Source organism: Okeania sp. SIO3B5, from assembly GCF_010692555.1.
Taxonomy (GTDB): domain Bacteria; phylum Cyanobacteriota; class Cyanobacteriia; order Cyanobacteriales; family Microcoleaceae; genus Okeania.
The window spans coordinates 1-21,269 of record NZ_JAAHHG010000140.1; the positions used below are offsets into that span (position 1 = coordinate 1).

General features: G+C 38.7%; 18 protein-coding genes, 1 tRNA gene and 3 pseudogenes. 12 read left to right on the forward strand and 10 right to left on the reverse strand.

The annotated features are described in order from the left end of the window. The 3 genes from F6K54_RS19260 to F6K54_RS19270 all read right to left on the reverse strand — a co-directional run. A partial coding sequence (locus F6K54_RS19260; RefSeq protein WP_293080579.1) for an NAD(P)(+) transhydrogenase (Re/Si-specific) subunit beta occupies window positions 1-552 on the reverse strand: 552 nt, incomplete at its 3' end. After that, the gene (locus F6K54_RS19265) at window positions 552-842 is read right to left on the reverse strand and encodes an NAD(P) transhydrogenase subunit alpha (RefSeq protein WP_094678584.1); all 291 of its coding nucleotides are present in this window, start codon (window positions 840-842) and stop codon (window positions 552-554) included. The genes F6K54_RS19260 and F6K54_RS19265, both read right to left, overlap by 1 nt. 108 nt (window positions 843-950) lie before the next feature. Next, a complete protein-coding gene (locus F6K54_RS19270) occupies window positions 951-2,090 on the reverse strand; it encodes a Re/Si-specific NAD(P)(+) transhydrogenase subunit alpha (RefSeq protein WP_293080582.1) in 1,140 nt (379 codons plus the stop codon). Window positions 2,091-3,583: 1,493 nt separating this feature from the next. Between F6K54_RS19270 and rbsK the strand changes: the two genes are divergently transcribed. The 9 genes and pseudogenes from rbsK to F6K54_RS19315 all read left to right on the forward strand — a co-directional run. Continuing rightward, window positions 3,584-4,501 carry a ribokinase gene (rbsK, locus tag F6K54_RS19275; protein WP_293080585.1) on the forward strand — a complete coding sequence of 306 codons (918 nt, stop codon included), beginning with the start codon at window positions 3,584-3,586 and terminating at the stop codon, window positions 4,499-4,501. Between the two features lie 334 nt (window positions 4,502-4,835). Then, entirely contained in the window at window positions 4,836-5,045 is a 210-nt protein-coding gene (locus tag F6K54_RS19280; protein ID WP_293080588.1) for a hypothetical protein, read from the forward strand. Window positions 5,046-5,089: 44 nt separating this feature from the next. Beyond that, window positions 5,090-5,470, forward strand: coding sequence for a papain fold toxin domain-containing protein (locus F6K54_RS19285; RefSeq protein ID WP_293080591.1), 381 nt, complete (start codon window positions 5,090-5,092; stop codon window positions 5,468-5,470). Window positions 5,471-5,505: 35 nt separating this feature from the next. Beyond that, a complete protein-coding gene (locus F6K54_RS19290) occupies window positions 5,506-5,844 on the forward strand; it encodes a hypothetical protein (RefSeq protein ID WP_293080594.1) in 339 nt (112 codons plus the stop codon). Window positions 5,845-5,846: 2 nt separating this feature from the next. Beyond that, the gene (locus F6K54_RS19295) at window positions 5,847-6,047 is read left to right on the forward strand and encodes a DUF2283 domain-containing protein (protein WP_293080597.1); all 201 of its coding nucleotides are present in this window, start codon (window positions 5,847-5,849) and stop codon (window positions 6,045-6,047) included. A gap of 127 nt (window positions 6,048-6,174) precedes the next feature. Continuing rightward, the gene (locus F6K54_RS19300; protein WP_293080599.1) at window positions 6,175-6,432 is read left to right on the forward strand and encodes a hypothetical protein; all 258 of its coding nucleotides are present in this window, start codon (window positions 6,175-6,177) and stop codon (window positions 6,430-6,432) included. Window positions 6,433-6,475: 43 nt separating this feature from the next. Next, on the forward strand, window positions 6,476-6,679 hold the full coding sequence (locus tag F6K54_RS19305; RefSeq protein WP_293080602.1) for a UPF0175 family protein: 204 nt from the start codon (window positions 6,476-6,478) through the stop codon (window positions 6,677-6,679). Between the two features lie 92 nt (window positions 6,680-6,771). Continuing rightward, complete coding sequence (locus tag F6K54_RS19310) at window positions 6,772-7,020, forward strand: hypothetical protein (RefSeq protein WP_293080605.1); 249 nt, start codon at window positions 6,772-6,774, stop codon at window positions 7,018-7,020. 54 nt (window positions 7,021-7,074) lie between these two features. Then, window positions 7,075-7,362: pseudogene (locus tag F6K54_RS19315) on the forward strand (nucleic acid-binding protein); the annotation flags it as partial. Here F6K54_RS19315 and F6K54_RS19320 read toward each other — a convergent pair. Next, window positions 7,349-7,663, reverse strand: coding sequence for a hypothetical protein (locus F6K54_RS19320; protein ID WP_293080607.1), 315 nt, complete (start codon window positions 7,661-7,663; stop codon window positions 7,349-7,351). The pseudogene F6K54_RS19315 and the gene F6K54_RS19320 sit on opposite strands and share 14 nt — an antisense overlap. Here F6K54_RS19320 and F6K54_RS19325 point away from each other — a divergent pair. Beyond that, complete coding sequence (locus tag F6K54_RS19325) at window positions 7,639-10,863, forward strand: CHAT domain-containing protein (protein WP_293080610.1); 3,225 nt, start codon at window positions 7,639-7,641, stop codon at window positions 10,861-10,863. The two genes, F6K54_RS19320 and F6K54_RS19325, sit on opposite strands and share 25 nt — an antisense overlap. 570 nt (window positions 10,864-11,433) lie before the next feature. Here the strand turns inward: F6K54_RS19325 and F6K54_RS19330 are convergent. From F6K54_RS19330 to F6K54_RS19340, 3 genes are all read right to left on the reverse strand, one after another. Continuing rightward, window positions 11,434-11,504, reverse strand: a tRNA-Gly gene (locus F6K54_RS19330). Between the two features lie 615 nt (window positions 11,505-12,119). Further along, complete coding sequence (locus F6K54_RS19335; protein WP_293080613.1) at window positions 12,120-15,551, reverse strand: response regulator; 3,432 nt, start codon at window positions 15,549-15,551, stop codon at window positions 12,120-12,122. A gap of 1,283 nt (window positions 15,552-16,834) precedes the next feature. Then, the gene (locus tag F6K54_RS19340; RefSeq protein ID WP_293080616.1) at window positions 16,835-17,128 is read right to left on the reverse strand and encodes a zinc ribbon domain-containing protein; all 294 of its coding nucleotides are present in this window, start codon (window positions 17,126-17,128) and stop codon (window positions 16,835-16,837) included. Between the two features lie 1,136 nt (window positions 17,129-18,264). On the opposite strand from F6K54_RS19340, the gene F6K54_RS19345 reads away from it, so the two are divergent. Next, complete coding sequence (locus F6K54_RS19345) at window positions 18,265-18,921, forward strand: GNAT family N-acetyltransferase (protein WP_293080619.1); 657 nt, start codon at window positions 18,265-18,267, stop codon at window positions 18,919-18,921. Window positions 18,922-19,251: 330 nt separating this feature from the next. Here the strand turns inward: F6K54_RS19345 and cofG are convergent, their stop codons facing one another. From cofG to F6K54_RS19360, 3 genes and pseudogenes are all read right to left on the reverse strand, one after another. After that, window positions 19,252-20,202: a 7,8-didemethyl-8-hydroxy-5-deazariboflavin synthase subunit CofG gene (gene cofG / locus F6K54_RS19350; protein WP_293080622.1), complete on the reverse strand. Its 951-nt coding sequence runs from the start codon at window positions 20,200-20,202 to the stop codon at window positions 19,252-19,254. Between the two features lie 65 nt (window positions 20,203-20,267). Then, window positions 20,268-20,525, reverse strand: a pseudogene (locus F6K54_RS19355) (zinc ribbon domain-containing protein); the annotation flags it as partial. A gap of 147 nt (window positions 20,526-20,672) precedes the next feature. Beyond that, window positions 20,673-20,852, reverse strand: a complete 180-nt coding sequence (locus tag F6K54_RS19360; RefSeq protein WP_366558170.1) for a hypothetical protein — start codon at window positions 20,850-20,852, stop codon at window positions 20,673-20,675. A 167-nt stretch (window positions 20,853-21,019) separates the two neighbouring features. On the opposite strand from F6K54_RS19360, the pseudogene F6K54_RS19365 reads away from it, so the two are divergent. Next, window positions 21,020-21,269: pseudogene (locus F6K54_RS19365) on the forward strand (photosystem II q(b) protein); the annotation flags it as partial.

Here is a 21,269-nt window from a genome sequence, read left to right on the forward strand (position 1 = left end):
TGGTGTGACACATAGATAAACACTACCAACAATAAACCCACCAAATAGGAGAGCATTAACAGGTTGTTGTAATGGGAAAGTGATCGGAGAACCACTCATAATTCCCTGTAGTTTAGCAAAAGCAATTACAGAACCTGTAAAAGTTACACCACCAATTAATACGCCCAATAATGCTGTAATAGTAGTAGGCAATGGAGGTGACTGAGCAACAGCCAAATACCGCCAAAACTCACCTACTGCTACCATTGCAGAAGCAGCACCACCCAAACCGTTGAATAAACCAACCATTTGAGGCATATCAGTCATTTCTACTTTGTAAGCACCGATCGCTCCAATAATTGAACCGACAACAATTGCTACCAAAATCATTTCATAGTTGATTACTTCTTTTTCTAGCAGGGTTGCTACAATAGCAATCAACATTCCCACTGATGCCAACAAATTACCATTACGAGCTGTTGCTGGAGAACCCAACTTTTTCAGCCCCACGAAAAACAAGGATACCGCTACTAGGTAGCTTAATTGAATTCCGGTAGGTATAAAATCGCTCATTATGCAGCCTCCTTCTTCTTGAACATTTGCAACATCCGGTCTGTAACCAAAAATCCACCAACTACGTTAATGGTGGCAAAAACGACAGCAATTAAACCTAAAATCACAGTGACATTCCAATCTTTGTCACCAGCGATAATTAGTGCGCCCAAAACAGCAATCCCTGAAATAGCATTTGCTCCAGACATCAGGGGTGTATGCAGAGTTGGAGGCACTTTATTAATTACTTCAAATCCGGCAAATGATGCCAAGACAAATACAAATAAAGCTGCAATTAATGTTTCACTCATAGTCTTTTCAGAGTTAATTTTTGACTTTTATAGGGCATTAGCAAGATTTTCAATTCCTTCTCAACAAGAAAAAACTCTTGCTGAATGCTGACTGCTGAGTGCTGACTGCTAACTAACAGCAACACCTAAAGCATTTTTGACTCTTTGATTGCGAATTTCACCACCATGGGCAACACAAGCACCAGCAATGATATCATCCTCAAAATCAAGATTTAGCTCTCCATCTTTAATCATCAATTTGAGTAAAGCGGATATATTTTTGGCATACAACTCACTAGCGTGAACTGGCATAGTTGCTGGTAAGTTGACAGGGCCGATAATAGTCACACCATTCCACTGTACATCTTTGCCTGCTTCAGTACATTCACAGTTTCCACCCTGTGATGCTGCCATATCAACTATGACTGCACCTGGTTTCATTTGGTCTACCATTTCTTTCGTTACTAGCAATGGTGCCTTTTTACCAGGAACTTGAGCAGTAGTAATTACAATATCTGAAGCAGCAACGTGCTGGGTGAGAACTTCGCGAGTGTGTTGTTTAGCTTGCTCAGAAAGTTCTTTGGCATAACCACCCTCAGCAACAGTATCTTCTTTGAGAGTTACGTCTACAAACTTTGCTCCCAAACTTTGCACTTGCTCTTTAACTTCTGGACGAATATCAAATGCTTCTACTACCGCACCTAGACGACGAGCAGTAGCGATCGCCTGTAAACCTGCAACCCCCGCACCCATTACTAATACTTTGGCAGGTTTAATTGTACCTGCTGCTGTAGTTAACATTGGGAAAAACTTGGGTAAAGCAGCAGAAGCCAACAAAACTGCTTTATATCCACCAATATTAGCTTGGGAAGACAAAGCATCCATAACTTGCGCCCTACTGGTACGAGGAATCAACTCCATACTGAATGCAGTTATTTTCCGTTCTGCTAAACGTTGCACAATAGCAGGATTGCCTAAAGGATCGAGGAAACTAATTAAAACAGTACCCTCTGGTAATTTATCAATTTCTGATTCCTGTAGTACCCCAATTTTTAGAAGTACATCTGTTTCACGCCACAGGGCGTCACTATCAGAAATTATTTTTGCTCCAGCTTGTTCGTAAGCTCCATCAAAGAAGAAAGACTTTTCTCCCGCACCTGCTTCTACCTGGATTTCTAACCCTTGTTTGACTAATCGTGCTATCACATCGGGAACTAAGGCCACACGGGATTCATTGACCAGAGTTTCCTTAGCTACTGCTATTCTCATAAATTCTCCTTGTCTACTTAAAGTTTGATTTTCTTACTGAGGAGCCCTACCTAAAATAATGGGCCTGAGTTAGCTAGCTATAATTATGAGTTTTCTACTATTTGTTTCTTTTTTATTATTAGGGGGATATCTTAGATGTTCTTGCTATCTTTAACTTGTCTTATGAATTGAAGGTGGCCATAGGAAGTTTATGTAATTTTTAATACTAAATATTTTTTACCGCTGCGACGAATTCAAAAAAACTTCCTCAATTTCAAAGGTAAGAATTGTACAAAATCAACTATTATTTCTGTCATTACGAGCGATCGCGGTTGTGGAGCATTCTGTCAGAAAATTAATTTCAGAGATAATATCAAGTCCGGTTAAACAGTTATAGAATGGTTAACTCAGGAGGAGTCAACCCACCCCTAACCCCTCCGGTGGAGGGGAAGTCAGGAGTCAGGAGTCAGGAGGAGAGAGAATTACAAAGATGGGCCTACTTATGACGATTGGGGATTTTTTTTATGTGCAATTAACCGGATTTGATATAATTTATAAAAATAATCTTAAAAAAAAGTCTACGTTTGTCATTGCCAGGAGCTAATCAAAAAACTTATATCATGTCCGGTATCATGTCCGGTATTCGGTAGCATCGGAGCGTGTATAGAACCCCTAACCGTATCTTTATAAATATGTGCGTTTTTTGAGCTAGGAGTCATACATGTCCGGTTGAATAATTAGACTTTGGTGGAAGGAAGGCAGAAGGCAGGAGGCAGGAGGCAGAAGGTTTTTTCCTATTGTAACCTTGATTTTATACACAAACGATGCTACCGGACACGATATCAGGAGACAGGAGACAGGAGACAGGAGTTCATTAATTGATAATTGATAATGGATAATTACCTCTTGTTAAAACCGAGAGGATTGAATATAAGGAAATATTATTTCTTCTCTTGGTCGATTGGATATGGCGAGGGGACCAGCTCTTGACAGAGCCGCTCCGCTTTATATGTTGCGGAGCAAAATGCCATCTCTCGACCGCTTTTTTCCCCTTAAAAGGGGAGGTTTTAAACCAGAATTATTTAATTATTAATTATTAATGATTCGGTAAGAGGGTAGATGTGAGGAGAAATAATATAAAAAATTCAACCTACTCCCTACTCCCTACTCCCTACTCCCTATGCGTGATAGATATCTTCAACAATCAAAAATCAAATCAATTATTGCACTCTTATTCATCAATTATTTCTCCCTACTCCCTACTCCCTACTCCCTATGAGGGAAACCAGTCTTTTGACCTGACACAATCTCATAACTTAACTTGATTAGGACTTACGCAGATACGCTATATATAGCGCTCGAAACTATTGTCCAATAGTCTTTATACTCTATAAATAGTGCCTGTGCGTAAGTCCTGTTGATTATATGATATAATATGCTATTTTAGATAGGCTACGCTCACAGATACATGAAATCCATGTCTAACCAAGCTCAATTTTAAAATTGCTTTAAATATGAGTATAATTATTTTTGGCAGCATTAACATTGATTTAATTACAACTACTCCTCGCTTACCGACTCCAGGAGAAACTATTAATGGCAATAACTTTTTTACCGCAGGTGGTGGTAAAGGAGCAAATCAAGCTGTTGCTGCTGCTCGTCTTGGCATTCCCACAACAATAGTGGGGCGGGTAGGAAATGATAGTTTTGGGCAACAACTTTTGGCAAGTTTGCAAACTGCTAATGTTGACACAATAGGTGTGGTAGTTGATGAGAATATTCATACTGGGGTGGCAGTTATTGCTGTGGATGCTAATGGGGAAAATAGCATTATTGTTGTTCCTGGTGCTAACCATAGTATTAATAATATAGATGTGGAACGCCTGAGAAATTTGCTATTGGATGTCACAGTTTTACTTTTACAATTAGAAATTCCCCTAGAATTTGCTATGAGTGCAGCAAAAGTAGCTCAAGAAATGGGAGTGAAGGTTATTCTCGATCCAGCACCAATGCCAGTAAATTTTCCTAATGATTTTTATGGTTTGATTGATATTATTACTCCTAATGAAATTGAAGCAAGTCAACTGGTTGGGTTTGCAGTAAATAATCAAGAAACTGCTACTCAGGCAGCTATTGAATTATGTCGGCGTGGTGTAAAAAATGCTGTGGTGAAAATAGGCGATCGGGGTGTTGTTTGTGCAACTGAAGAGGAAACGTTTTTTCAACCTGCTTTTGTAGTAGAAGCGATCGATACTGTGGCTGCGGGTGATGCTTTTAATGGTGGTTTAGCAGCAGCATTGGATACAGGTTTGTCATTAAAAGATGCTGTGAAATGGGGTGCTGCTGCTGGTGCTTTATGTGTTACAAAATCAGGCGCTCAACCTGCTATGACAGATAGAAAAACATTTGACAATTTTCTTTTAAGAAGTTAGATATTTTGGGCTAATAACTTAAATAATTATTTTTTCAGCCTCCTAGTAATGACATTATTGTATAGAACCCCCGATCGTATCTTTTAGCTCTCTCCAGAAAAGAGGGAGTAGGGAGTAGGGAGTAGGGAGTAGGGAACCCACCCCTCGCCCCTCCCCCTCCGGTGGAGGGGAAGAATTGATGACACGCTCTACAATAATTGATTTTATTTTTGATGATTGGAAATATCTTTCTCCGAAAAGATATATGCTTAAGTTAAGTAATAGGAGCGTACACCTAAATTTTTAGAGATGCGCTTAGGGGTTCTATATATTTAGTAATCAATTGTAGAAAATTATGCGGAATTTTAAGAAGAAAATAGTTACTGATGAAGCTATGCGCCCTGTGGCAGTTTTAATTGAATATCAAGACTGGCAAGAAATAGAAAAGTTGTTAGCAGCTTCTCAGTCATCAGAAGCAAAAGAAAATGTAGATTTGAGTAAGTATGCAGGGATAATGAAACTGAGTATTGACCCTTTGGAATATCAACGAAAAATTAGGGATTAATGGCAGTAAAAGAACGTTTAATTGTAATAGCTGTCTGATAAACTATGACCAACGAGCAAGTTAATAAAGTTATAGAAATTGCTAGAAAATATAGTAATTTTCAATGTGTTCCCTGTTCTGTAGAAATTCAAGATTATTTGAAGGCAGAGGGGATTAATGCTAAACTAATAAAAATTAGCACTGAAACTAACAGATTGCCGTTTTCTATTATTACTAATCCTAAAGGAAGCGATCGCCCCATAGCTACTAATGGTTTTCATCAAGGGATAGTTATTACAACTCAAACAGAATTGGGTTCTACTAATATAGTTTTTGATAATATTTATTCAGAAGGAATTCCTTTAGATGATTGGTTAAATAGTTTTGGCGGTCCTCTAGTTGAGGACTTTGGTGGAGAGTTTCTAGTCACAGAAATAAGTTTTTAATCTTTCTATAGTCAATTAATTAATAAGAGGTAAAAATGGATAGGGTTTACGATATTCTCCAAAAAATTAAACATAAGCCAAATGTTTATTTGGGTAGGCCGTCTATTATGTGTTTACAAGCATTTTTATCCGGCTATAATGTGGCTCAATATGAGTCTGGCCAACCTCTAAATACGCCCTACTGTTTTGATGGTTTTCAAGAATGGATTCAAGCAAAATTTAAGGTTGATACCTCGAAATCATGGGCGAATATTATTTTGTTTTATTCTGAAGATGAACGGGATGCTTTGGAGCGTTTTTTTGATTTGTTTGAGGAATTTATTCAGGGCGATCGCCAGAGTGAAAGAGAATTTGACCGCAGAATTAAGAGGTAATTATGAAATTAAAAATTGATAAGGAAAGTGATGCTTTATATTTTCGCCTTGATGAATCTCAAATTATTGAGTCGGAGGAGGTACAACCTGGAGTTATTTTGGATTTTAATAGTGAGGGTAAGGTTGTAGGAGTGGAAATTTTGCAACTGAGTACGAGGGTGAAGTTAGCAGATTTGAAGGTTCTACAATTTGAAAATTACTGATAACTGAAAAGGGCGATCGCTCAAGAGCAAGAAGAGGCTAGACAAGGATTTGGCCACAGATACACGGATAATGTGAGATATAAATTAGCGATCGCCTCTCTCCTTTATTTTATCACTGAGGTATGTTATGACAACCAGAACAACTAAGGAAAAAGAAGTGATTCAAGAAGCACTTTTAATTCTTAAAGATCATTTAGAACCCTTAAAATTTTTCCAATTTGTTGCCGCTTGTAATTTAGGGGCAGGAGATTATCTTGAGTTCAAAGAAAAGCTATTTGAAGATGAAACCCACGAAAGCTTGTATCAAAAAATTCTTGAATTTAGAAAAGCTAAAGAAAGTTTAACAGAAGGAGATAATTTGACTGGGAATAATAATGAAAATTAATGTTACAATTACTGATAACTGATAACTGAAAAAAGCGAGTGGAATGTCTGAAGATGAACTTTTGTTAGAAATTGTTTTATTGCTTTTTCAGCAGGAAAAGATTAGTTTGGGAAAAGCAGCAGAATTGTTGAATATCTCGCAGGTTAGTTTTCAACGGTTAATTGCTAACCGTGGCATTTGCATCCATTATGATGTTCCTGAATTACAGGAGGATATTCGGCATTTGACTGGAAAGGGGTGGTTATGACTGTACCTCTCCAGTTGCCCCCTTTCAAAGGGGGGTTAGGGGGGATAAACCAGGCGATCGCCCAAATTACTGATAACTAATAACTAAAAAAAATGAATAAAGAACAAGTTTTGTTAGATAAATGGCGCAGTTTACCTGTGGAAAAACAGCAGGAAGTATTAGATTTAGTTGAACAATTTTATAGACAAAATCTGGATATAGATCGGGAAAATATTTATCAACCTAAAACAGAAATGGGTAAAAAATTATGGCAAATTCGTTCTCAAGCACTTGCTAAACAACCTAAGTTACTAACTTGGGATGAAGTTGAGGCCGAAATTAGCGATCGCCGAAACTGCTGATAACTGATAACTGATAACTGAAATGACGATCCCCAACGAGAATATGCGACTAGCTTATTTGTGAAGTTAGAGGTGTTGCCGAAAGCTAGATATCATAAACAACTGGCTGAAGTTGATTTTTATGAAACTTTTTTTGCTGGTTGTAGTATTTGGGCAAATGAACTGGAAAAGATTGTTGAATCTGCACAACAGTTAGCTTCTGATTTTGGGTTGGGGGCAATGGATGCTCTTCATGTAGCGGCAGCAATTTCTGTGGGTGCTGATGAGTTAATAACTACTGAAAAACCAAGTAAACCTATGCACCGAATAACTGAAATTCGGGTGATTTCTATTTCTCAGTAGTGGTGGGGTGGATAAGACACTTTTGGCTATTGGGGCGATCGCTCAAGGGCAAGAAGAAGCTAGACAAGGATTTGGCCACAGATGCACGGATAATCGCTGAAACTGCTGATAACTGATAACTGAAAAGGGCGATCGCTCTTGAGCAAGAAGAGGCAAGACAAGGATTTGGCCACAGATGCACGGATAATGTGAGATAGAAATTAGCGATCGCTTCTCTCCAGTTCCCCCCTTTCCAAGGATAAACCAACTGATAACTGAAAAGACCAATAACTAACAATGGACGAACAACGCATAGAAGCATACATCAACCTCATCCAACAACTGCTAACCCACCCCAACGAGGTAGTTAAAATCCTCGAAGCTAACCGCGAGTTAGTAGATGAAGGATTACTCCAAGTAATAGAACTTTATGAACTATTCGCAGAACAGGATGACCAAAATGCTCAAGAAACTGCTAGTTTTTTACGCCATCTTAGGAGCAAGCTTGCACAACTGCTGGAAATCTCAAAACCCTTTCCCTCAAATAATTACTTGTCGAAAGATTATTTTAATTTCTTGAGGGAGGCACTCCTAGCAACCCTCTGCAGCAACGGTGACCCCAAAGTTATCTACCCACTCCTACAAGCAAACCTAGAGAAACTCGACGATAACCTTGCCGATATATTACGAAACTTGGCAACAGCTAAACTCTCAGAAGTAGAAACAGAGACAGCAGAGCTGATTGCCGATGCTATTTGGAAGTTCACGAACTGTCTTAACAAATTCCCCCTCGGCAACAAAGCACATAACATGGAAATCGCAATCGCTAGTTACGAAACGGTGCTAAAAGTCTTTACCCGCGAGAGTAACTGCAAACATTGGGCAAGTACTCAAAACAATCTAGCCATTGCCTACGGTGACAGAATCAGAGGAGACAAAGCACAAAATATAGAAAATGCTATTGCTGCATATCATCTGGCTTTGTCAGTTTACACCAAAAAAGACTTCCCCATCAATTGGGCTGCTATTCAAAACAATATAGCCACTGTCTACCGTGACAGAATCAGAGGAGACAAAGCTGAGAATATCGAAAGTGCTATTGCTGTATATCATCTGGCTTTGGAAGTTAGCACCAAACAAGACTTCCCCATGGATTGGGCAAGTACTCAAAACAATCTAGCCAATGCCTACGGTAACAGAATCAGAGGAGACAAAGCAGAGAATCTGGAAAAAGCTATTGCTGCATTTCATCTGGCTTTGGAAGTTCTTACCAAACAAGACTTCCCCATGGATTGGGCAAGGACTCAAAATAATCTAGCCATTGCCTACGGTAACAGAATCAGAGGAGACAACGCAGAGAATCTGGAAAAAGCTATTGCTGCATATCATCTGGCTTTGGAAGTTCGCACCAAACAAGACTTCCCCATGGATTGGGCAAGTACTCAAAACAATCTAGCCATTGCCTACGGTAACAGAATCAGAGGAGACAAAGCAGAGAATCTGGAAAAAGCTATTGCTGTATATCATCTGGCTTTGGAAGTTCGCACCAAACAAGACTTCCCCATGGATTGGGCAATGACTCAAAACAATATAGCCACTGTCTACCGTGACAGAATCAGAGGAGACAAAGCAGAGAATCTGGAAAAAGCTATTGCTGCATTTCATCTGGCTTTGGAAGTTCGTACTTTAGAAGGAAACCCCATTGACTATCTCCAAACTACCAACAACTTAGGCAACCTCCACTTCAAGGAAGGCAACTGGCGACCTGCTATTGCTGCCTACGAACAAGCCATAACTGCAGTCGAACTCAGTCGCAGTTGGTCAACAGACGACGATCGCCGCCAAGAAATCCTGGAAGATGCAATTGTAGTCTACGACAATATAGTACAAGCTTGCGTGAGTACTAATCAAATAGAAAAAGCCTTAGAATATGTAGAACGGTCTCGCTCCAGACGGTTAGTAGATTTGATGGCAAGTAACGACCTCTACTCCCAAGGTGAAATACCTGCCGAAGTTCAAGAATGGTTAGAAAAACACGACGCTATTCAACAGCAAATTAATCAACTTTGGTCACAACAACAAGGAGACAGTCACACAGAAAGAAAAGAATTAGCAGCAGCAACCAGGGGGCGAGCTGCCATGAAAGCTAGAAACGACAGCATTGCGGAATTAGAAGCTCAAAAGCAGGAAGTCTATAAAAAAATCCGTAGTTTAGACCGAGTATTAGCAGAGGGGATGCAAGTTACCCCACTAGAATTTCCAAAAATCCAAGCATTGATACACCAACCGACTACAGCGATATTGAGTTTTTATAGCACCAACGACAATACCTATCTATTTGTAGTGCGACAAAATGGGGTTAAAGTTCATATCTACAGTGAGTTGAGGATTGAAAAACTGCAAAATTGGATTATCGACAGTTGGTTTAATTCTTACCTCTCATCCCGCGAGGAATGGCAACAACAAATACCGGAATTTTTGCAGGAAGTTGCCAGTAAATTGAGATTGGGCGACTTGTGCAAGTTTTACCTCAAAGACATAGAAGAATTGATATTAATTCCCCATCTATACTTACACTTTCTCCCCTGGAGCGCAATGCCAGTAACAGAGTCGGGAGACAAGAAATATCTAGGTGACTATTTCCGTATCCGCACCCTTGCCAGTTGCCAAATTCTAGATTTTTGTACCCAACGTCCAGAAGTCACAGCAGCAGAAGTAGATTATGGCATCGTAGAAGACACCCGCAACGACTTACCTTGTTCCAGCTATGAAGCGCAACATATAGCAAAAATGTATGGAGTGCCAGACAACCAACGCCTCCGAGGTGAAGCTGCAACTGTTGGCCAATACAAACTATTGTTGTCTCAGGTAAAACGGTTATTGTCAACCCATCACGCCCAATCTCGCATAGACAACTGTATGGAATCAGCATTACTTTTAGCCGATGGCAGAATTACCTTGGGGCAACTATTATCTCCTGCTTTCCGTTTCCCTGACTTAGACGAGGTATTCATCGACTGTTGTGAGACCAACTTTGGTCAAGTGCAAATGTCGGATGATGTATTGACATTAAATACAGGATTTTTGTGTGCGGGTGCCAGGGGTGTAATTAGCAGTTTGTGGTCAGTGGACGATCTAGGAACTTGTTTGTTTTCGATTTTTTATCACCAGTTGCGCAAAGAGGGAAAAAATCGCTCGGAAGCATTGCAACTAGGACAACGACAGTTACGGGAGTTGACAGGGAAGGAGTTAAAGAAGAAGTATAAAAAGGAATTAGAGGAGGTGTTAGAAGAGAAGTTGGAGGCGGCATACAAGCAACTTCAGGAAATAGAAGTCAGACGTAATAGTTATGCCGATGCGGCGGAGTATCAGGAGTTAGAGGAGGAGCGGGCGAAACTTAGCAATATTTATCAGCGTATTTATCAGACGAAGAATAAGCATCTAAAAGCAGCGTGTAAAAAGGAACATCCGTTTGAGCATCCGGTGTATTGGAGTGCGTTTATTTGTGCGGGGTTGAGTTGAGAGTTGTAGTGGATTGTTTCATCTTAAATGATGCAATAGGAAATCCACTAGAGATTGCTTCACTGTCGTTCGCAATGACAATTCTAATGCACTACTTTAGATGAAACAATCCAGTAGGGTGCGTTAATGAAATGTAACGCACCGCCTATCTCATATATTTCCTGCGTTACGCTGACGCTAACACACCTTACCAATAGCAGCGTTCATGCGTAAGTCCTGGAAATATTGAATCGAAATATTAACCATTAAATGTTTGTAGTGCGGGCATCTTGCCCGCGAGTATATATGATACAATTAAATCTTTTGCCCAATTTTAAGCTCTTCTTTCCTGATCAGAAATATTCAGAGTCAAGCAGTATTCAAAGGAAAAATACTCAGTAATCTGGGAACGCTGATATTTTCTACTTAAATATTTGGACTAACTTGAATTTTCTGAAAGATTCAAGGGCTTTTGACTGGCCAATTTATTGTCATTTCATACTCATTTCATACTCAATTCTGTGTAGTTTTTTTGTCCATTTGTTGTCTAAAAGAAGGCTGAAAGCCCGAAAACTGGTTATCTTTCCAGTAAGCGGGTAGGGGGAATCGAACCCCCATCATTAGCTTGGAAGGCTAAGGTTTTACCACTAAACTATACCCGCACTTATTTAGTTAATATAACATACTTTTCTAGAATTGCAACAAGTTCAGTAGAAAAAAATTAATCCTACATTTCGCACGACAAAATGTAGTATATAAGAAGGAGTCAGGAGACAGGAGACAGGAGACAGAATTTTAGAAGAAAATCATAAGTCAAATTCTCAGTTAGATATTAAGTATAAATACTTGCTAAATTATTGACTCCTATTGACCACTATAATTTTATTCTTATATCAAATCCGTTTAATTGGACATAAAAAAATTCTTCAATCGTCATAACTACGCTTATCTTTGTAATTCTTTCTCCTCCTGACTCCTGACTCCTGACTCCTGACTCCTGACTCCTGACTCCTGACTCCTCCTAACTTAACCATTCTATGGCTGTTTAACCGGATTTGATATTACTTCTTTATTTCTTACTTTTGACTTTTGCCTTTTGACTTATATATTTATGCTACGTTTTGTCGTGCGGAATGTAGGTTTTAGGCGCATAGTTGGGCAGAAAAATCACTCTTACAATTCTTACTTCTACCTCCTCGCTCATTCCCATTTCTCCTGTCTCCTGTCTTCTGTCTCCTGTCTCCTACCCCTACTAAAAGACTTTTGAGCGCAAACCCTTAAGTTATAGAATCTCGACTAACTACAAAACCTAAAACCTCTTCATCTATACCCTTCAACTTCAGATACCCATACTTTTTCACCTCTCGACTATCCACATAATTAGCAACAATCTGGGATACCAAAATTGTACTTGGCTCTGCCGCTTCCTGTAGCCTGGCTGCAATATTTACCGATGGGCCAATAGCTGTATAATCAGACCGCTCTGCACCACCAAACATTCCCACTACAGCATTACCCTGATGAATACCACAACGAAATCTCACTGGCGATGCCCCATTCTGGCCAATCAACCCCAGATTTTGCCACTGCTCATTTAATTTATCCAAAGCTTTTAACATGGCCCTAGCTGAAGCCACTGCTCGTTGCACCTGCTCATCTGGTGTCAACTCTTCAGGTGAACCATAAATTGCCATCACAGCATCCCCCACAAACTTATCCACAGTACCACCATTAGCAAAAATAGCTTTTGTCATCTCTGCTAAATATTCATTCAACAACTCAGCTATTCTACGCGCTTGCAAAAGATTCGACATCTGAGTAAAACCAACAATATCACTAAACAAAACTGTGACCAATTTTGGTTCTGGTCTTAAATCTAAAGCCAAGTCTCCCTGTGCTGCACGTTGCACCATTTCTGGTGGCAAAAACCGCCTCAGTACTGACTCTGTTAAATAGGAATTCAACTTTTGTACTTTTCGCTCAGTCTCTTTCAAAGCTAACAAATTATTGACTTCTGCCAAAAGTTCTCTATCATTAAAAGGTTTTGATAAATAAGCATCAGCTCCTCTTTCTACCCCTTCAATTCTAGTGTCTTCATCTGCTTTTGCTGTCAACAAAATAATTGGAATTCCTCGTAAATCTTTTTCTTCTCTAATCATTTTAATTAAATCAATACCAGATACAATTGGCATCATTAAATCCGTGATAATCAGATGAGGATGATGAGTTTGTGTAATTTCAAATCCCTCAGCTCCATTCCTCGCTGTTAACACATTAAAATTATATTTCCGCATAATTCTTGAGACATAGCTTCTCAAATCAGGGTTATCATCCACCACTAAAATAGTAGCTCCTGCTAAATCATTATTATTAACTTGAGCAATATTTTCTGCTTGGTCTACTGCTTGTAATTCCTCAGCTTCTTCTAATTCTGCTTCTACATCTGCAAACTCTACAGCTAACTTAGAAGCATTAAATTCAGCAGTTTTTTCTACTACTCGATCTGCTGGTAAATGAGTATTTCCTGTTTGTAGCCAAACTTCAAAAGTAGCACCTTGACCATAAACTGATTTTACATTAACTTGACCATTATGAAGTTCTACCAATTCTTTCACTAAGGCTAAACCTATACCACTTCCTTCATAAGAACGATTTGCTGACCCTTCTGCTTGTCGAAATCTCTCAAATAAAAACGGAATTTGTTCTTGACGAATACCAATTCCAGAATCTTGAACTTTTAATAGACAATTTTCCCCAACTGGTTCAACTGAAATAGTAATTGTTCCTCCAGCAGGAGTAAACTTCATTGCATTTGATAGCAGATTGTAGATAACCTTATCAAACCTGTCTATATCCAGATAAACTGATGGGCAATTTTCACTAAACTCTGTAACTAAATTAATCTGCTTTTTCTGACAGTAAGGGGTAAATGATTCCACAATGTTGCGACAGAAAGCTACAATATTACAGGGTTGAAAAGAAGGCTGCATTCTTCCGGCATCAATTCTTTGCAAATCTAATAATTGATTAACTAATCTCAAGAGACGACGAGAATTACGCAGGGCGATAACTCCTTGCTCTAGAGGTAAATCTCTTTTGGAATTAACTGCTTCCTCTAACAAACCGATCGTTAAAGTCAGAGGTGTGCGAAATTCATGGGAGATATTTTGGAAAAATTCTGTTTTGAGGCGGTCTGCTTCTATTAGTCGTTCAGCTTGTTGCCTGGTTGTTTGATATAGACTAGATTGTTGGACGGCGATCGCTGCTTGGGAAGCTACTGCCTCAGCTAGTTCAATTTCAGAAGTTTGCCATTGGTGTCTGTTATCATTGTGGCGCAGAGAAATACTACCAATTATTTTACCATCAACAGTGAGAGGTACTACCATCAAAGCGCGAGCATTAGAGCGTAAGGGGAGTTCAGATTCATTAAATTCTGAATTCCTATTCAGATCGGAAACTGCTATTGTTTTTTTAGTTTTTAGCAATTCCATTAAAATAGGATTATTACGAATGGGAGCAAATGACTGAGGTAATTTTACTTCAGTTGACGAGCTGTCGTTTTGAGCATCATATAATCCTACGCATTGAACATATTCGTCAGCTTCCGTCCACAAGGAGAGAACACAACCATCTACTTTCAATGCTTTGCCTAACTCTTGAGTGATAGCAGCAAAAATATCTTGGGGATTCAGACTAGAGCGAATGGCAGTTGTAATGGTATTGACCAGAGCTTCTCTTTGAGCAAAACTTCTTAGTCGCTCATAAGCACGAGCTTGTGATAGAGCTAGAGCAGCTTGCTCTGCAACCGTACTTAGGAGTTGTACTTCATGGTCTTGCCAGTTCCGGAGCTCCTCACACTGATGCAGTGCCAAAACAGCAATTAAGTCCGATCGGGAAAATAGAGGAACAATTAAACTAGAACGGATATTCTCCGCTTGATAAGCTTGTCGGCGTTTTTGCAGTTCTCTACTTTCTCCCTGTAGCCTTTCATCGGTTTGGATATCTGAAATAATTTCTACATCCGTAGTTTCCCAAATAATATGATTCAAGATTTCTTTTGGTACTTCAGTAGGATGAGGATTTGCTGATTGTTGAGGATTATATTCTTGATTTTGATAAACAAACCATTCGTCTTCTCCATTACCATCTTGAAAAGGACGACAAACAGCTAAACTCACCTCAAACATTTGGCCAATAGTTTCCACTATCCTTTGGAGCATCTGCCGATAATTAGGAGCAGAGCGAATAGTATTGGTGACTGCGTATAATAGAGACTCTTGTTGGAGAGCGCGTCTTAGTTCGTTAGTATGAGACTTGAGGACATTGTGAGTGTCAACTGCCTGTTTAACTAATCCTTTGAGTTCTTCTGCATTCCAAGGTTTAGTTAAATATTTAAAGACTTTACCAGAGTTAATTGCTTCTACGAGGTCTTCTACATCAGTGAACCCAGTTAAAAGAATCCGAATAGTATCGGGGTATTGCTTGGCAGTTAGACTCAAGAATTCTGTACCATTCATTCTGGGCATTCGCTGGTCTGAAATAATTACAGCTACTTCCTCAGATTTTTCTAGAATTTCTAGAGCTTCCAGTCCACTTTGAGCACGCAACACCTTGTAGTCTTTGTGGAAAGTACGGTAAAGAAGGTCTAGGTTGTCTGATTCATCATCAACAACCAAAATTTTCGGTTTAAGTTTTTTTCTAGAACTCATGCACCGCTCTCCGTGCTTTCAAGGCAGTAACAATCGATTATTATTTAGCAATTTACAGTTTTACAGTTTTATCTCAACGTTGGTTGAAGACCCGCGCTCTCCCGAAGGGGAGCGTCGGGATGAAAACCAATCAATTTTGAGGTTTTGTCAATAGTATGTTAGACTTAAAGTTTGGCTGCTGGGCTAGCAGTGTCAGTCTGTGGAGCGCGCCTTTAGACCGAAAAGAGGCTCGACCTTAGAGGCTGGTGCATTGTTAGCGCAGCTCCTCTGCAAGAGGCAGCAGAAAGACCTAATCAGCGATGGTTAGGAATCCCGCGCTGTCACGCAAGTGCAGCCTCGGGAGGATGTCAAAGATAGGACACCGTTATGCTGGACAACTTAATGCTAAATGTCCATTTACATTTGTATCATTAACCAAAAAGCAAATAACTTTGGTACTTGCTTCACTGAAAAAAGTTGCTTCAATCACAGTAGACATCTCCAGAAAAGAGGGAACAGGGAACAGGGAACAGGGAACCCACCCCTCGCCCCTCCCCCTCCCAACCCACCCCTCGCCCCTCCCTGGAGGGGAGGGGAATAATTGATAATTTCTTGATAAGAATTGATTTTATTTTGAATTTTTGGAGATGTCTAGTGGTTATTATTAATAATTTACTCATAATCAAGTTAATTAAATTTAATTAAATGAATAGTCTCTATCTTGGAGTTGATATTCAATTTAAGATACAGTTGCCTAAAATAAAATCAACTAAAGTTTTCTGAATTTCAGAATTTTTTAATTTTTTGGACTTTTACTTCTTGTTTTACATACTTAATAGGTTAAGTTAAGTTAGATGGGAAAATTTACAAGTATGTCCGAAGCGACTGGAACGGAGTGGAAAATTTGCACAGTATTCCGGACCGAAAGCAATCTCAAGGGTATGAGGTGCACCAATAATTGCGTTACCGAAAAGCGACCTAGACAACTTTAGTTGTCCTATGCTATTTTCTTAATATACAAATGTTTAGACAAAAGTCAGCAGAAGGCTAGGGTTAAACTTAAGCCGACTGTGTAGGGGCACAATGAAATTGTCCCCAAAGAGTGTATCTTTGGTCAGCGCTCGAAAAAACGAAGCAACAAGGATTTATCCTGTTGCGTAGTATCAACTTAGAATCCCCTCGGCAAGAGCTGCGGGGAGTAGTCAAATAGTCAAATTTATTCACGCCTACCTACTTAGTGGCCTTTCAAACTATAAACTAGCGCCCTGATTATTATATACAGTGACATCTCCCACACTATAGCGTCAGCTTAGTGTAAGCTCTCTCGTTTCGCAGCCCTGCCATTGCATCAGGTTCCACGAAGCTTTAAGGACGGAATACCCTGTCGCCCTATTTTTTATATTTATCGCCCCGTTTCCTAGGTCATGCTTCCCTACGGGATGCTGCGCAAACGCAAACACATAGTGGTCAATAATAGCACAGCAATGTGGGCAACAATGAGTTCGTATGTTTAATTCTTTAGGGACTTTTTTCCTACAATTTGAGCAATCTTGGCTAGTATTGTTGGGGTTCACTGCTATGGTTTTCACCTCCAGCATTTGCCTCCTGCGAAAGCTGTAGTAGGCTGCTCAATATAATTTTTTCATCTACAAATCACTTTGCCTACAAAAATGACTTGATTTATCAAAAATCCTAAAATAAGATATTTTAGCTTTAAACTTTTAACCGCTCAACTAAACTGACTCAAACTTACTCAAAAACCTGAAAGCTTAGTTCAACGCAAGTGGGTCAAACACTACAGGGTTAAACGACAAACCCTTTATTCCTTGGTCAAAGACATCAGGAATTACTTTTTTAATTATTTTAAATGACCGATTAACGTCAGCATTTAATAATTTATTTTTCCTGGTTTTATACAACCCTCTTGTTACTCTTTTTCCAATCAATTTCGGTTTTTTTTCTCCATATTTTGGTAAATTATCCCCATCTAAAAAGCTCGATTGAGATGTATAAAATTCTTCTGTAATTATTACTTTTATTCCTCTTAATTATTGGGCTTTAGACGTTCAACTAGCTTCATATTTTAATTGTAGCTGATAGTTACTCAATGGATAGACAACTGAAAACAACTTACTTATTTTAGTTTTATAGCTATAGCTATGAGTAAGTTTGATAAATTTTAGATAAGTTTTCGCTTTCTGTATTTACCAAAAAATGAGGTCCAAAGCCTCCCCTTTTAAGCTATCCATTACCCACATCTTTCTTAACATAAAACTTGACAAAATAGATGAGTTATGCATAAGTCTTGGATCGGCTTTTTCGGAATAAAAAACGTATATAAAAATACATTTTTTTTTGATGACTTCAGTAGTTTTACTTAGCTACTACGATTTTTTCTCCTTTCTCCCCTGCTCCCTGCTCCCCTGCTCCCTGCTCCCCTGCTCCCTGCTCCCCTTCTCCCCACAAGGGTTTCAAGACTTATGGGTAAGGGATAGCCTTTTAAGGGGATGAAAAAATATTCAGTTCAGTATTTCAAGCCTCCGGCTTTAGTGGTACTGATAACTGATAACTGATAACTGATAACTGATAACTGAAATGACCCCTATTGCCTAATTAAGCTTTTGCCTTTTCCTAGATTTTTACACAACTTCTAGACAACTGCTACATTTATTCTAGGCTTTTATATAGAATTAGGCTTTTATATAGAATTTAGATCATAGCTAGTAAATTTATTGTGAACCCTTTATTTTTTTTATCAAAGTTTCTACAGCCTCAAGCCCAGGAAAAATTGTCTAATGAATTTAGTTTTTTCATTCGGGTTGCTCAACCAAAGGATATCAACAGTATTACCGAAATTTTGACTAATAGTTTTTACTCCTGTCAAGGAATTATGGGTTATGTTCGTCCTTTTTTACGATTAGGTATTTACGAAGATTTACGCAATCGCATCCGTTCAAAAAGTGAGCATTATTTATGTATTGTTGCTATGGTTGTCGAAAATATTGAGTTTACCTGGGATGTATCTAATACTAGAGAACAAAATTTGGTAGGAACTGTGGAAATTGATGTGCGTTCGCGAAGTGGGATGGATGTCCTTTTGCTTAACTCTTGGCAATTAGATAATTTTGAGTATGCTTACTTATCAAATTTAGCTGTTGATGTTAACTATAGAAAATTAGGAGTGGCTCAAAAATTGTTAAGTTATTGTGAACATAAGGTATTAGGATGGGGTTTTTGTGAGTTATACCTTCATGTATTAGAAAATAATTATACTGCTCGAAGACTTTACGATAAAGCTGGTTATCAATTACAAGAAGTTGAATGGACTTTCGGTTCTTTACTATTTGGGCAACCTCGAAAGTTACTTTTGCGTAAATCTTTTTCAAAATAGGGAGTAGGGAGTAGGGAGTAGGGAGTAGGCAGAAATAATTGATGAAAATTAAATTATTAATCTAGGGAGTAGGGAGTAGGGAGTAGGCAGAAATAATTGATGAAAATTAAATTATTAATCTAGGGAGTAGGGAGTAGGGAGTAGGGAGTAGGCAGAAAGAATTGATGAAAATTAAATTATTAATATAGGGAGTAGGGAGTAGGGAGTAGGGAGTAGGCAGAAAGAATTGATGAAAATTAAATTATTAATATAGGGAGTAGGGAGTAGGGAGTAGGGAGTAGGCAGAAATAATTGATGAAAATTAAATTATTAATTATTAATTATTAATTATTAATTATTACCCCGCCATTTACTCACAACATTACCTAAATTTGTTGGCAACCAAGCATCATATTGAGAATAAATAGGTAATCTTTTAATTAGCTGCCATCCTCGAAAACGCAACACTTTTGCTAAAGCTTGATAATGGGGATGAGGATAATCAGGGTTTACTTCATCATGGATTCCAATTCCTCCTAAGTCACTTGCACCAGCTTCTATGCAAGCTAATAATATTTCCGGTTTTGTAACTAAATTAGGAGGAATTTGTAACGTAATAGTTGAGGGCAGAATTCGACGAGCGATCGCTACAACATTTGGCAACAAATTGATGTCGAAAGCTTCACCATTCCATGTTTGTTCCTCCCCAGGACTGTAGGGTTGTAGAATAACTTCTTGAATATGACCCCATTTTTTATGAACATTAGCGATCGCTATTAATGTTTCTTTCCAGTCAGTTACAGTTTCTCCAATTCCTAATAATAAACCAGTAGTAAATGGAATTCTTAGTTCGCCAGCTAATTCTAATTGTTGTAAGCGTAAATGTGGTATTTTACTAGGAGCATTTTTATGAACTGTTTGTAATAATTTAGGTGTCATCTGCTCCAACATTAATCCCATTGACACATTGACTTGTTTTAACTGTTTCATTTCTTCTCTACTAAGTGGCCCAACATTAGTATGAGGTAAAAATCCCAAAGATAGAGCTAGTTTACATAAGTCATAGATTAATTTTAACCAAGTTGGTCTATTTTTGCTGTTTGGATGTACTTCACCACTCAGAATTAAAATTTCAATTACACCTTGATTTTTTAGGGATAGTAATTTGGCTTCTGCTTCTGATAGACTCAGCCATGAACTTTTGCTTGGATCTGAGCGAAAATTACAGTAAGTACAATGATTAAAGCATTCATAAGTAGGAACTATTGTATAAGCAGGACTATATGTAACAACTCTAGACATGGGTGAAGTGTTAAATTTAATTAGTCAAATGTGACATACTCCCACACTATAGCGCCAGCTTAGTGTCAGCTCTCTCGTTTCGTAGCCCTGCCATTGCATCGGGTTCCACGAGCTTTAAAGACGGAATGCCCTGCCTCCCTATTTTTTATATTGATCGCCGCGTTTCCTAGGTCATGCTTCCCTACGGGATGCTGCGCAAACGCAAACACATCGCAGTCAATAATAACACCGCAATGTGGGCAAGAATGAGTTCATATGTTTAATTCTTTATCAACTTTTTCCCCACAGTTTGAGCAATCTTGGCTAGTATTTTTGGGGTTTACCTATAGTTTATTGAAGGTATGGGGACAGATTCTCCTTCACTTATTATATCATGTCCGGTTGAATAATTAGACTTTGGTGGAAGGAAGGCAGCGGGAGCTGGAGGCAGGAGGCAGAAGGTTTTCTCCTTTTTTCACCTTAATTTAATTTTATACACGCTCCGATGCTACCGGACATGATATTACTAAGAATTCATTTAGCCCCATATCGATTCCCAGAGTATTTTTTAATGTAGGTTCCACTTCACAACTCAAAGCTGGAACTGATTTGTCTTCTAGGGATAAAGTCACATAATAACCATCAGCTAAACATAAATATGACGTATACAAAGCTTAATAAACAAAACTTATAACTGAGTTAAACAACACTATCCTTAACATACCTTTACAAAACGAAATAAACTAGCTATATTATTAATAACGGAGCAGGGAAATAAAAAAACACCTGCACCACCGTACCTCGAAAATTTCATACATACATAACAGCAATCATAATTATGACAACTACCTTACAACAGCGTGAAAGCGCTAACGTATGGGAAAAGTTCTGTAGCTGGATTACCAGCACAGACAATCGTTTATACATCGGTTGGTTCGGTGTATTAATGATCCCTACACTCTTAACAGCTACTATCTGCTACATCATCGCATTCGTAGCAGCTCCTCCTGTAGACATTGATGGTATCCGCGAACCAGTTGCTGGTTCCTTAATGTTCGGAAACAACATCATCTCTGGTGCAGTAGTAC

What these genes read in the sequence shown, in the direction of transcription:
- F6K54_RS19265 (WP_094678584.1), bottom strand. Translation starts at nt 842, where the DNA reads ATGAGTGAAACATTAATTGCAGCTTTATTTGTATTTGTCTTGGCATCA.
- F6K54_RS19270 (WP_293080582.1), bottom strand. Translation starts at nt 2,090, where the DNA reads ATGAGAATAGCAGTAGCTAAGGAAACTCTGGTCAATGAATCCCGTGTG.
- rbsK (WP_293080585.1), top strand. Translation starts at nt 3,584, where the DNA reads ATGAGTATAATTATTTTTGGCAGCATTAACATTGATTTAATTACAACT.
- F6K54_RS19280 (WP_293080588.1), top strand. Translation starts at nt 4,836, where the DNA reads ATGCGGAATTTTAAGAAGAAAATAGTTACTGATGAAGCTATGCGCCCT.
- F6K54_RS19285 (WP_293080591.1), top strand. Translation starts at nt 5,090, where the DNA reads ATGACCAACGAGCAAGTTAATAAAGTTATAGAAATTGCTAGAAAATAT.
- F6K54_RS19290 (WP_293080594.1), top strand. Translation starts at nt 5,506, where the DNA reads ATGGATAGGGTTTACGATATTCTCCAAAAAATTAAACATAAGCCAAAT.
- F6K54_RS19295 (WP_293080597.1), top strand. Translation starts at nt 5,847, where the DNA reads ATGAAATTAAAAATTGATAAGGAAAGTGATGCTTTATATTTTCGCCTT.
- F6K54_RS19300 (WP_293080599.1), top strand. Translation starts at nt 6,175, where the DNA reads ATGACAACCAGAACAACTAAGGAAAAAGAAGTGATTCAAGAAGCACTT.
- F6K54_RS19305 (WP_293080602.1), top strand. Translation starts at nt 6,476, where the DNA reads ATGTCTGAAGATGAACTTTTGTTAGAAATTGTTTTATTGCTTTTTCAG.
- F6K54_RS19310 (WP_293080605.1), top strand. Translation starts at nt 6,772, where the DNA reads ATGAATAAAGAACAAGTTTTGTTAGATAAATGGCGCAGTTTACCTGTG.
- F6K54_RS19325 (WP_293080610.1), top strand. Translation starts at nt 7,639, where the DNA reads ATGGACGAACAACGCATAGAAGCATACATCAACCTCATCCAACAACTG.
- F6K54_RS19320 (WP_293080607.1), bottom strand. Translation starts at nt 7,663, where the DNA reads ATGCTTCTATGCGTTGTTCGTCCATTGTTAGTTATTGGTCTTTTCAGT.
- F6K54_RS19335 (WP_293080613.1), bottom strand. Translation starts at nt 15,551, where the DNA reads ATGAGTTCTAGAAAAAAACTTAAACCGAAAATTTTGGTTGTTGATGAT.
- F6K54_RS19340 (WP_293080616.1), bottom strand. Translation starts at nt 17,128, where the DNA reads ATGCTGGAGGTGAAAACCATAGCAGTGAACCCCAACAATACTAGCCAA.
- cofG (WP_293080622.1), bottom strand. Translation starts at nt 20,202, where the DNA reads ATGTCTAGAGTTGTTACATATAGTCCTGCTTATACAATAGTTCCTACT.